This is a genomic window from Nocardia sp. NPDC051911, assembly GCF_040681035.1.
Lineage (GTDB): Bacteria > Actinomycetota > Actinomycetes > Mycobacteriales > Mycobacteriaceae > Nocardia > Nocardia sichangensis.
Window position 1 is genome coordinate 20,243 of sequence record NZ_JBFAXY010000051.1, and the last position, 10,204, is coordinate 30,446.

11 protein-coding genes and 1 pseudogene are annotated in these 10,204 nt (G+C 67.6%); 8 read left to right on the forward strand and 4 right to left on the reverse strand.

Annotated elements, in window-relative coordinates; translation table 11 throughout:
- Positions 1-10: 10 nt before the first annotated feature.
- From AB0L97_RS36255 to AB0L97_RS36265, 3 genes are all read right to left on the reverse strand, one after another.
- Entirely contained in the window at positions 11-655 is a 645-nt protein-coding gene (locus AB0L97_RS36255; RefSeq protein ID WP_364438904.1) for a TetR/AcrR family transcriptional regulator, read from the reverse strand.
- Positions 652-1,629, reverse strand: coding sequence for an NADP-dependent oxidoreductase (locus AB0L97_RS36260; RefSeq protein WP_364438907.1), 978 nt, complete (start codon positions 1,627-1,629; stop codon positions 652-654). The genes AB0L97_RS36255 and AB0L97_RS36260 overlap by 4 nt, the downstream gene beginning before the upstream one ends.
- Positions 1,630-1,837: 208 nt before the next feature.
- Positions 1,838-2,521, reverse strand: a complete 684-nt coding sequence (locus AB0L97_RS36265; protein ID WP_364438910.1) for a PAS and ANTAR domain-containing protein — start codon at positions 2,519-2,521, stop codon at positions 1,838-1,840.
- Between the two features lie 345 nt (positions 2,522-2,866).
- Here AB0L97_RS36265 and AB0L97_RS36270 point away from each other — a divergent pair, with 345 nt between their 5' ends.
- Positions 2,867-3,562: a type 1 glutamine amidotransferase domain-containing protein gene (locus AB0L97_RS36270; RefSeq protein WP_364438913.1), complete on the forward strand. Its 696-nt coding sequence runs from the start codon at positions 2,867-2,869 to the stop codon at positions 3,560-3,562.
- 99 nt (positions 3,563-3,661) lie between these two features.
- On the opposite strand, the gene AB0L97_RS36275 is transcribed toward AB0L97_RS36270, so the two are convergent.
- Complete coding sequence (locus AB0L97_RS36275; protein ID WP_364438916.1) at positions 3,662-4,729, reverse strand: glycerophosphodiester phosphodiesterase family protein; 1,068 nt, start codon at positions 4,727-4,729, stop codon at positions 3,662-3,664.
- A gap of 263 nt (positions 4,730-4,992) precedes the next feature.
- Here AB0L97_RS36275 and AB0L97_RS36280 point away from each other — a divergent pair, with 263 nt between their 5' ends.
- The 7 genes and pseudogenes from AB0L97_RS36280 to AB0L97_RS36310 all read left to right on the forward strand — a co-directional run.
- Entirely contained in the window at positions 4,993-5,631 is a 639-nt protein-coding gene (locus AB0L97_RS36280; RefSeq protein WP_364438919.1) for an SgcJ/EcaC family oxidoreductase, read from the forward strand.
- An 8-nt stretch (positions 5,632-5,639) separates the two neighbouring features.
- A complete protein-coding gene (locus AB0L97_RS36285; protein ID WP_364438923.1) occupies positions 5,640-6,347 on the forward strand; it encodes an SDR family NAD(P)-dependent oxidoreductase in 708 nt (235 codons plus the stop codon).
- Between the two features lie 11 nt (positions 6,348-6,358).
- The gene (locus tag AB0L97_RS36290) at positions 6,359-6,802 is read left to right on the forward strand and encodes an SgcJ/EcaC family oxidoreductase (protein ID WP_364438926.1); all 444 of its coding nucleotides are present in this window, start codon (positions 6,359-6,361) and stop codon (positions 6,800-6,802) included.
- A complete protein-coding gene (locus tag AB0L97_RS36295; RefSeq protein ID WP_364438929.1) occupies positions 6,802-7,425 on the forward strand; it encodes an NAD(P)H-binding protein in 624 nt (207 codons plus the stop codon). The genes AB0L97_RS36290 and AB0L97_RS36295 overlap by 1 nt, the downstream gene beginning before the upstream one ends.
- Before the next feature lie 99 nt (positions 7,426-7,524).
- The gene (locus AB0L97_RS36300) at positions 7,525-8,112 is read left to right on the forward strand and encodes a hypothetical protein (RefSeq protein WP_364438932.1); all 588 of its coding nucleotides are present in this window, start codon (positions 7,525-7,527) and stop codon (positions 8,110-8,112) included.
- Positions 8,113-8,472: 360 nt separating this feature from the next.
- Positions 8,473-9,444 (forward strand): ATP-dependent DNA ligase, encoded by a 972-nt coding sequence (locus AB0L97_RS36305; RefSeq protein WP_364438935.1) that lies wholly within the window; start codon positions 8,473-8,475, stop codon positions 9,442-9,444.
- 497 nt (positions 9,445-9,941) lie between these two features.
- Positions 9,942-10,099: pseudogene (locus AB0L97_RS36310) on the forward strand (transcriptional regulator); the annotation flags it as partial.
- Positions 10,100-10,204 lie beyond the last annotated feature (105 nt).

Below are 10,204 nucleotides of genomic sequence, written 5' to 3' on the forward strand. Positions count from 1 at the left end.
GGCGCTGCACTCAGCGACCGAGATTCGCCGCCAGTATCGCGTCGAGGAGCGCGGGGAGTCGCCGCCCGGGGCCCGCGTTGGAGAACAGGCCCGAGGTGGTGAATGTGCCGACGATCCCCAACTGGAGCTGGTCGGCGAAGGAATCGGGGTCGGGCACGGCAAGGCGTCGACCAAGCCTGCGAAGGCGCATGCCCAGTTCCCGCTCGTGCTGGAGGCAGCGGTCACGGATCTCGTCATGGCTCTCGGAGAATTCGGCCGCCGTGTTGACGAAGGCGCAGCCTCGGTATCCAGGTGATGCCGCCATGTCGGTCATCCACGTGATCTGGGTCCGCAGCTCTGCCTCGGCATCGTCGGCGAACTGCTTCGCCACCTCGTCCCACCGTGCCCACAGTTGCTGGTCGATTCGGTCGAGAACCGCGAGGATGAGCGCGTCTTTGGTGGGGAACCACCGGTAGAGGCTGGCTTTGGCGATGCCGGCGCGGCGCACGACCTCATCCACACCGACGGCATGCACACCGTTGTCGTAGAAGAGTTGACAGGCGATGTCGAGCACCGCTTCTCGAAGCGCCGGCCCACGCAGCCGGGGGGCGCGTGAACCGGCGGTGCCCTGTTGCCGGGGCGGGGCTGCCGGCGTCCCGGTTCGCTGGGTGGTCATTCCGCTGAGTCCGGCATCACGATGACGGCCTTGCCGATGCCGGATCGGCTGGTCACCCACTGCTGTGCCCGACTCGCCTCCGCGAGGCCGAAGGTCGCTCCGATGTGCACGCGCAAGGAACCGGCTTCCGCGAGTTCGGATAAGACTCTCAGGCCTACGGGATCCGGGTCGACCAAGCAGGACACCGCGTCGATCCCACGCGCATCAGCCTCAGCCCGGTAGTCCGGGACTGCCCAACCCAAGGCGAGCGCAGCGCAGCCGCCCGGGGCGATCCGGTCGAACAGCCGTAGGGCCAGATCGCCGCCTACGACATCGCACAAGGCGTCGGCCATGTCGATGGCGGCCACCGCCGCGGCGTCCCGATAGTCCACGCAGTCGTCGGCGCCCCATGAGGTGACCAGCGAGTGGTGCTCGGGCCGAGCGAGCGCGATCACTTCCGCATCGAGCGCGCGAGCGATCTGCACGGCGAGGTGTCCGACACCGCCGGAGGCGCCGTCGATCAGGACACGCTTGCCCCGCTCCACCTTCGCCGCTCGGAGCATCTGCCAGGCGGTCAGCCCGCACAACGGCAGCGCGGCCGCCTCCACCATGGTGAGGCCTGCCGGAGCGCGCACCACGTGGTGTGCGGGCGCCGTCACGTACTCCGCGTAAGCCCCGGCCGGATGGGGGAACCGGGCCAAGCCGAAGACCGGGTCGCCGACTCGGTGCCGCGCCACGCCGTACCCGACCGCATCGACGGTTCCCGCCACGTCCCAGCCCGGGATGAGCGGAAGTGTCATCGACTGGACGTAGCCGTTCCCGCGACCGGTGTGCATGTCGACGGGGTTGACGCTGGTCGCCGCGACCTTGATCCGTACCTCCCCGGGGAGCGGAACCGGCCGGGGCAGTTCGCCCACGGCGAGCGGCGCGCCGAATTCGATGTGATGGGCGGCCAGCATCGTGGCAGGCGTCTCCTCCGCGGCTCCGATGATCATGCGCCCGCTCCGCGCCCGAGCAGGTCCTCTGCCGTCGATTCCGTAGCCATGAAGGACTCCCATCCGCCGTGCTTAAAGAGACAGATCTGTCTCGTTAAAAGATAGAGACAGATCTGTCTTGTTGGCAATGGGCACGGCCCAATCCACCCACACGGGAGCGGTGGCCGATGATCCGTTCGGCAGCGACCGGACCCCGCACACCGGTCGGTCAGTCCGCGACGGAATCCGTGGACGTGACCCGTCGGTGCAGGGTCAGCAGGAGATGATCGAAGCGGGTGCGCTGCTGAACCAGCGCACCACCCATCGCGACGACGTCGGCGACGAGCTGCTCGGCCAGCGCGCGGATCTTGATGTTGGTCTCCTGCGAGCGCCAGCGCAGCACCCGGAACGCCTGATCGGCGTTGACGCCGTAGACGAACATCACGACGCCCTTGGCCTGTTCGATCACCGCGCGCGCGTCGATCACGTCCGGCAGCAGGTCGTCGAGGGCTTCCTGCCGGTTGTCTTCGAGCGTCTCGGTGACATCGATGAGGTAACCGGAGGAACCCACCACGGCGCCCTGCTCGTCGAACAGCTGGTCGCCGATGACGATCACGTCGTGCGTCTCGTTCTCGGTGTCGATGATCCGGTGACGCGTGCAGAACGGCGACGCGGTCTCGATGGCCTCGGCGAGCGTCTGGGCGACGCGCTCGCGGTCGTCGGGGTGCAGGTGGCGTTGCAGAAGTTCGGTGGACGGCTCGGCTTCTCCCGGTGCGTACCCGTAAATCGTGGCGGCGTCGTCCGACCATTCCCACCGCTGGTCGGCGAACCAGAAACTAAAGCTGCCGATATCGGGGCAACCACCGAGCATCTTGCGTGCAGTCTCCTGCTCGCACTGACCTATCTCCGTCACCGGTCCAGTATGGCGCGTAAACAAGTCCAGGTCAGGCGGGAGGGGCGGTGCTGCGTGACCGACCGGTGACCGGCTCGTGACTGCGCATCGCCCGGCCCAAGGAAAAAGTGAAACGGGAACGGCCGCGAATCGAAGTCGTCTGCGAAGATCCATTGAGAAACCGATGTCTGAAATCGGTCTTCTTATTGGTATTCCATGGTTGCCGAAGGCTAGCGTCGACAGTGTCGTCGCTGACGATCCAGACGCGTGGGATCGATACCTCCAGGTGCCACGTGGACCAGCGCGACGGGACTCGATGACGCGAACCCCGACCGAGCGGGTTCCGGACGACGGAGACAACACACCATGTCGAAGATCCTTTTCGTGATGACCGGAGTCGACCACTGGACGCTGGCCGACGGGACGAAGCACCCGACCGGCTTCTGGGCCGAGGAATTCGTGGTGCCCTTCGAAAGGCTGAAAGGGGCGGGACACGAGATCGTGGTGGCCACGCCCGGCGGCGTCGTACCGAGCGTGGACAAAGGCAGCCTCGCGCCCGAGGCCAACGACGGTCAGGAGACCGCAGACCATCGAGCGCGGGTGATCGCCACGAGCGCCGAGCTGAACAACCCCGTCGACCTGGCGAAGGTGGACCTCGCCGACTACGCGGCGGTGTTCTACCCCGGCGGGCACGGGCCGATGGAAGATCTCGCGGTCGACGCCGACTCCGGTCGGCTGCTCGCCACCATCCTGACCTCCGGCAAGCCGCTGGCGGTCGTGTGCCATGCGCCCGCGGCTCTGCTCGCCGCCAAGGGTGAAGATGGCGCGAACCTGTTCGCGGGCTATGCCTTGACCGGGTTCACCAATGCCGAAGAGGCCCAAGCGGGCTTCGCGGACAAGGCCCGATGGTTGTTGCAGGACCGGCTCGTCGAGATCGGCGCCGACTTCCGGGAGGCCGATCCGTGGGCGCCGAATGTGGTGGTGGACCGCACGCTGATCACCGGCCAGAATCCGGCTTCCTCCGCAGGAGTGGCGGACGAACTGCTGAGAACTCTCGGTTGATCACGGGACCCGTCTACCCGATCGCGGAAAGGTGAGCGGTGGCCGCGTCGCCGTCCCGATCGGGGCAGTCCGCATGCCAGGTCGGCCGCGCGGGATCGCTCAGGATCGGTGGTATGCCGGTGGTAGGCGGTACCCGCGGTCGGACAGCAGTGTGCGGAGTACGTCCGGGCGATTCGTGATGAGACCGTCCACCCCGAGGTCGAGCAGAGCGGTCATGGTGGGCTGGTCATCGACCGTCCATGGCACCACCCGCATGCCGCGGCGATGTGCGGCGCGGACGAGTTCGGGCGTGGTGAACGGCCGGTAGTCGGGGTCGGTGACGGTGCCGTCCTGCGGAGTGCCGTGCACCGGCGAGATCGCGGCCGCGCCGATGGCCGCCGCGGCCGCGACGTACTTCTCCTGCAACGATCCCGGAAAGTCGTCGATATCCATACCACCCAGCCACGGTGAGCCACCGGCCTCTCCGGCTTGCAATTTCGGCCGGCCGTCGGTCAACGCGACGGTCGGCAGCTCGGGGGCCACCTCCCGCAGGCGCGTCAAGGCGCCGAAGTCGAAACTCTGGACAGTGACCTGCCGCCCGATGCCCGCCCGGCGGATCTCCGCCACGACGACGTCCACGAACTGCTCGCGCGGCGCGGTCTGTTCCGGGGCGGCGGCCTCGACCTTGGTCTCGATGTTCAGCATCACCTGATCGGCGCCATACGCGCGCACCAGATCGAATACCTCGGCCAGCAACGGCATTCGCGCTCCCGGCGCCCTGCGCTGCTCCGGGTGATCCGCGGACGGCACCGAACCGCAATCGATCGTCCGCACCTGAGCCAGCGTCAGGTCCCGGATGTAGGTGGTCCCCGGCACATACGGGAACTTCGGGTCGCCCGCGACGGCCGGCGCCGTGTCCACGCACTTCGCCGGACTCGGATCGCGATCGTGGGTGACCACCGCGTATCCGTCCGCGGTGATCTGCACGTCCAGCTCCAGCGTGCTCACCCCGAGTTCCAACGCGTTCGCGAACGCGGGCAGCGTATTCTCCGCCACCAGCCCCGCCCCACCTCGATGGGCTTGCAGATCGAACGCGGCCGGACCATCGGCCGCCACCGGTCCCGCCGCCGTCAGCGCACCGCCCGCCACGAGCCCCGCTACCACACCGGCTGCGCACATCCGCCGCATCACTTCATCGTGCCGCTCTGCGACCGCTCCGGGGGTGAAGAAGCGATGACGGACAGGCAACCGCCGAGGCGCACTCGGCCTCGACGAGACCGGGCCTGCGCACGTTGCCGCCCCAGAGTGGATAGGGCAGCGCGGTCGGGATCGGCCTCATGCGGACGTATTGACAAGGCTGAGGCATCTTCTCTAATCTCTTCTCTAACGAAGAAACTGCACCAAAGATGAAACATCTTGTAAGCAGTAAATGCTGTGGGAAGGATTTCACCATGACGTCGGCTATCGCAGGGACCGAACCGACTACCTCGCGCAGTCCGCGACGACGCACCGTGGTCCGAGCCGTGGGGGTCGCCGCGCTGACGCTCGGCGTCGTCGGCGGAGGCGGGTACCTGTGGCTGGACCGGACCTCGGATGTCCGCAGTGCCGGCGTCATGGAGTGCACGCGGGTCGTCGCCGATGGTGGCAACGCCGACGACCTGCGGGCTGTGTGCGGGACCATCGCCGCCATGACGGCGGCCTGGGGCCGCAACGACGCCGACGCGTTCGGCGCGACCTTCACCGAAAATGCCACCTACACCACCTTTCTGGGCACCCACTACGTGGGCCGCCGCGATCTGACCGAGGCGCACCGGGCCCTGTTCTCGGGATTCCTGAAGGGCACCGAACTCGCCGACTCCTTTCTCGGAGTGCGCTTCTACGGTGCCGACGTGGCGATCGTCACCAGCCGAGGTGACCGCTACGAAGGCGATCGCCCGGCGGAGTTGTCCAAGACGCAGACTTACACGTTGGTGCGCGAAGCCGACAGCCAGTGGCGGATCGCCAGTTTCCACAACACCAAGCGGCAGCCGGTCATGGAGCGCATCTCGTTCCTGTTCGACCCGGCGACGAAGCCGGAGGCCGAACGGTGAGAGCGTTGGTGACCGGCGCCAGTGCCGGGATCGGACGCGCATTCGCGAAATCGCTTGCAGCGCAGGGCTATTCGGTGACCGTCGTGGCGCGCGGGATCGAAGCGCTGGAGATGTTGCTCGCCGAACTCGGTGACGGACACGACTATCTCGCCGCCGACCTCGGCACCGAAGAGGGACTGCGGGCGGTCGCGGAACGGCTTCGCGGCGGTGGTTACACGCTGCTGGTCAACAATGCCGGGACCGCCGCGCACGGCGATTTCACCGAGGTTGCGCTCGAAGCGTCGATCGCCACGTTGGAGGTGAACTGCCGGGCGGTGGTCGTGCTGGCCCACGCCTTCCTCGGTGCGGCCGCTCCCGGCGGCGTCCTGGTGAACGTGTCCTCCACGCTCGGGCACATACCGAAGCCGGGCCTCGCCGTCTACAGCGCTACCAAGGCGTTCGTCACGGCCTTGTCCGAAACGCTGTGGCACGAACAGCGAGCACGCGGCGTACGGGTGCTGGCTCTGTGCCCCGGCGTCACCGCCACCGCCTCGCAAACCGCCACCGACGTACCGCCCTGGCTGGTCCAGACACCCGAGCAGGTGGTGGACCGTGCGCGAAAAGCTCTGTCCGGCGGGTCCGGTTCCGTCGTACTCACCAGCCCGTTCAACCGGGCACTCATCGCCGTATCGCGGCTGTTCCCCCGCCGGGCCGCCCTGGCCCTGCTGGCCGACTGAAGGAGATCGAAATGACCACCAGCACCGACACCGCCGCCATCCGCGCCCTCATCGAGCGCAGCAGGCAAGCGTGGGATCGCGGCGACGGCGCCGCCTACGGCGCCTGCTTCACCGACGACGCCACGGACATCACCTACGTCGGCACCGTCTACCACGGCGGTGCGGAGATCGGCCGGGTCCACCAAGCGCTGTTCGACAGCTTCCTGAAGGGCACGCGTCTGACCGTGGACATCGTCGAAATCCGTTGCTACGGACCGGATGCCGCCGTGGTCGTGACCCGCGGCGAATCCTCGAAGCGGCAGCCGGGCAAGCTCGGCAAACTCGCGACCTACACCGTCGTCCGCGACACCGACGGACAGTGGCGCATCGCGGCCGTGCAGAAGACCCAGCACAAGCTGCTGATGGAGGCCGTGTCCTTCTTGACCCAGCCCGCCACCCGGCCCGCGGCGCGCTGATGGCGGCCATCGCGGTCCTGGGCGCCACCGGCCGAACGGGGCGGATGGTGGTCGACCGGGCGCTGGCACGAGGACATCGCGTCACCGCGATCGTCCGCCCGGCCACTACCGCGGCGCCCACGCTCGGGTCGACCGTGGTGACGGCCGACCCGTGTGCCGCGGGAGCGTTGACCGGCTTGCTCGACGGGTACGACGCGGTGATCTCCGCGCTCGGCGCGACCGGGCGCGGCCCCGCCACCGTCTACTCCGCAGCCACCGCCGAGATCATCGCCGCCATGCGTCCGGGCGGGCGACTGCTGGTGATCTCCTCGGCGGCGCTGGACGTCCCGGCGGACGCGGGGCCGGGCGCCAGAGTCCTCGCCGCCGTCCTGCGGAGGGTTATGCGGCACACTTACTCGGATATGGCGCGCATGGAACACCTACTCGCGCAAAGTGATCTGCGCTGGACCTCCGTCCGCCCCACGGGATTGACCGATGCGCAGGCCGACGGCAGCCCGCGAGTCTCGGTGGGAGCGAAAGGTAAGGTCGGTCCCCGCACTTCGCGCGCCGACCTCGCCGACTATCTCCTCGACGCCATCGACGATCCGCACACCTACCGGTCCGTTGTCGCTGTCTCGTCCTGATCGCGACCAACGCGGCGAGCTGTTGGTCGAGGCTTTCCGGGCACGGCTGACCGAGCGTGAGGAGTGGGCGCCGTTCCTCGACATCGGCAGGATAGCTATATGGACCAGGAGACATCACGGCGAGGCGCCGACCTGCTGGCGGCCGACATCGAGTCGGCTCTCGGTTTCGAGGTGCACATCGATGAAACGATCCCCGAGCGGCTCCGCCGCCTGGCGGATCCACCGGGATGGCGGATCGAATTCACCGTCCCGGCCTTGAGCGTCGTAATTGGCACCACCCCCGTCGAGCGCGCTCCCGACGGTGTGGCGTGCAGACTGGCCCGGGAAGTCCACGACGACATCCTGTCCCGCAGTGGAAAGATCTGGCCCGCCGACCCCGAGGGTGGGGACCAACCGTTGCTCCCCACTCTCGACGGATGGCGTGGCGCAGGCGGCTTGGTACCGTACGGGCAGGTCGACGCGGCGAAGGATCCTGATCCGAGCCTCGACGGTGTGGTCCGATGGTGGCTGCCCGACACCTACGACGGACTCATCGCCAGCCACTCCGGCGACGTATGGTTCTCCCTCTGGCAATACCAGGGCGACGAACAACTCATCACACCGGGCATGCCGGTGACATGGGTCATCGGCGAAGGCGGACACGGAAAGTACCGCAAGGCAGACGAAGTCCGACCAGCTCAGCCGTAGCCCAGACGGTTCGGTACTCGGCCCCGGAACCCCGAAGCCTGACCGTGCGGGTCTTGCCCTCCGTTTGCCGACATCGGCTCGCGCATGCCGGAAACGATGGGTGACATTGCCACCAGATGGGAACGATGTGTCACGAAATGCCTGGTGACGGGGCCACCAGGGAACGTGTATCGTCGCCTATCAGCGGCACAGCGGCAGTTTGCGCAGGCCTGAACAGCAGTTTCCTCTCAGGCCATGGATGCGTGTGTCGCTCATTCGGTTCGGGCATCGGCGATTTTCGTGAATGTGCGAGAACGAGCGGGAAACCAGTTCGCCACCCCCGGTGATCGACCGGCGCACGGTGGTAGGGAGAGTGGAGCGATGGCGGGAGGCGAGCTGCGTCACGGGGTCGAATTGTCCAATCTCGATCAGCCGTTGTTCGACGAGGCCGAGGCGAGCAAAAGGGATCTGGTGGACTATCTGGAGTTCGCCGGGGAACGGTTACTGGGAGTGTTGCGCGGACGGCCGCTGTCGGTGGTACGGGTGCGGCCGGGGCAGGAGCCGTTCATGCAGAAAAACCTCCCGAAGTACACGCCGGAGTGGGTGGCGCGGACGAAGGTCTGGGCGGAGAGTTCGCGGCGGGAGATCACCTACGCGCTTTGTGACCACCTGCGGACCCTGATCTGGTTCGGTAATCAGCGGGCGGTCGAATACCATCCGACCCTGTTCCTCGCGGAATCCGCACCGGAACCCACACATCTTGTGCTCGATCTCGATCCCGCACCGGGACAGACTTTCGCCGACGCCGTGGCAGGCGCCCGGCTGATCCGGGAAGCGCTGACTGCGGACGGGCTGTCCGGAGCAGTGAAGACGAGCGGTTCCAGAGGATTGCACGTGTTCGTGCCGGTGGTCCCGGGGACCGATGTCGAGGACGCGGCCGCGGCGACGCGGGCCGTGGCGGCGCGAGCCGAGCGGATCGATCCTTCGGTCGGCACGACAGCGTTCATCCGGGAAGACCGCCACGGCAAGGTCTTTCTCGACGCCACCCGTGCGGGTGGCGCCACCGTGGCCGCCGCCTACAGTCCGCGTATCCGTCCGGGTATCACCGTGTCGTTCCCGCTGCGCTGGTCGGACCTCGACGAGGTGACGCCATCCGATTTCACTGTGCGGACCGTGCCGGACCTGCTCGGTGACAACGATCCGTGGCAGGCGGAGATGCCTGCCCCGCAGCATCTTCCTCCGGATCTGATCGAGGAGGGACACACGATTCCAGTGGCCCGGGTTCAGGCCATGCACGAGGGCAAACGGCGCGCCCGGGCACGCCGAGCGGCGGACGCGCCCCCGACCAGCTGATCCCGTCCGTGTCGGCACCGAACACGCGCGAGTACGCCAGGAAGTTTCCGGTCAGCATGGACTCCACCGCTTCGAGATCGTGGTCGAGGGTCCGCGGCGTGTAGGACAACAGCGCGACCGTGCCGCGGGAGGCGGCATCGAGCGCCGCCGCGGCGTCGCCGTCGGTTCGGTTGTCCGCCCGGTATCGGAGGAACAACAGCATCTGGCCGAGGTAATCGAGGTACCGGGCGTGTCGAGTGTGCAGTGGTTCGAGATCGTGTCCGCCGCCCTGCCCGGCGGCAACGCCGAAGCGCCCGCGCACCTGAGCCACGATCCGGACACGGTCGCGCAAGCAAACAAGACGAGTATCTGCGGGCCTTCCGCGACTACTTGTTCGGACATCGCCCGCAGCCGATCTACCCTCCCGGTCCCGGACGGCTTCCACTCGATGCGGGACAACACGATCCGAGGAACGAGCAAGAGCCCTCAGGGCCAAGAACATCCGACAACGCCGGATAGTGCGCAGATCATGGGAACTGCGCAGCGAAATCCGCGAGTTCCTGCGAACCCGCCGCGCGCGGCTGACCCGCAGCAGGCCGGGCTGCCCGCCTACGGCGGCAACCGTCACGTGGCCGGGTTGCGCCGCGAAGAGGTCGCCCTGCTCGCCGGGGTGACATCTCTGCTATGCACTCCTTAATGCTCGCCTTGGGCAGTCACTCCCAACACTGGGACGAGCGGAGGTGAAGGGCGGGCACTGCTGCCCGCGCAACCCAGCGTGCGA

What these genes read in the sequence shown, in the direction of transcription:
- AB0L97_RS36260 (WP_364438907.1), bottom strand. Translation starts at nt 1,629, where the DNA reads ATGATCATCGGAGCCGCGGAGGAGACGCCTGCCACGATGCTGGCCGCC.
- AB0L97_RS36295 (WP_364438929.1), top strand. Translation starts at nt 6,802, where the DNA reads ATGGCGGCCATCGCGGTCCTGGGCGCCACCGGCCGAACGGGGCGGATG.
- AB0L97_RS36275 (WP_364438916.1), bottom strand. Translation starts at nt 4,729, where the DNA reads ATGCGGCGGATGTGCGCAGCCGGTGTGGTAGCGGGGCTCGTGGCGGGC.
- AB0L97_RS36305 (WP_364438935.1), top strand. Translation starts at nt 8,473, where the DNA reads ATGGCGGGAGGCGAGCTGCGTCACGGGGTCGAATTGTCCAATCTCGAT.
- AB0L97_RS36290 (WP_364438926.1), top strand. Translation starts at nt 6,359, where the DNA reads ATGACCACCAGCACCGACACCGCCGCCATCCGCGCCCTCATCGAGCGC.
- AB0L97_RS36270 (WP_364438913.1), top strand. Translation starts at nt 2,867, where the DNA reads ATGTCGAAGATCCTTTTCGTGATGACCGGAGTCGACCACTGGACGCTG.
- AB0L97_RS36300 (WP_364438932.1), top strand. Translation starts at nt 7,525, where the DNA reads ATGGACCAGGAGACATCACGGCGAGGCGCCGACCTGCTGGCGGCCGAC.
- AB0L97_RS36280 (WP_364438919.1), top strand. Translation starts at nt 4,993, where the DNA reads ATGACGTCGGCTATCGCAGGGACCGAACCGACTACCTCGCGCAGTCCG.
- AB0L97_RS36255 (WP_364438904.1), bottom strand. Translation starts at nt 655, where the DNA reads ATGACCACCCAGCGAACCGGGACGCCGGCAGCCCCGCCCCGGCAACAG.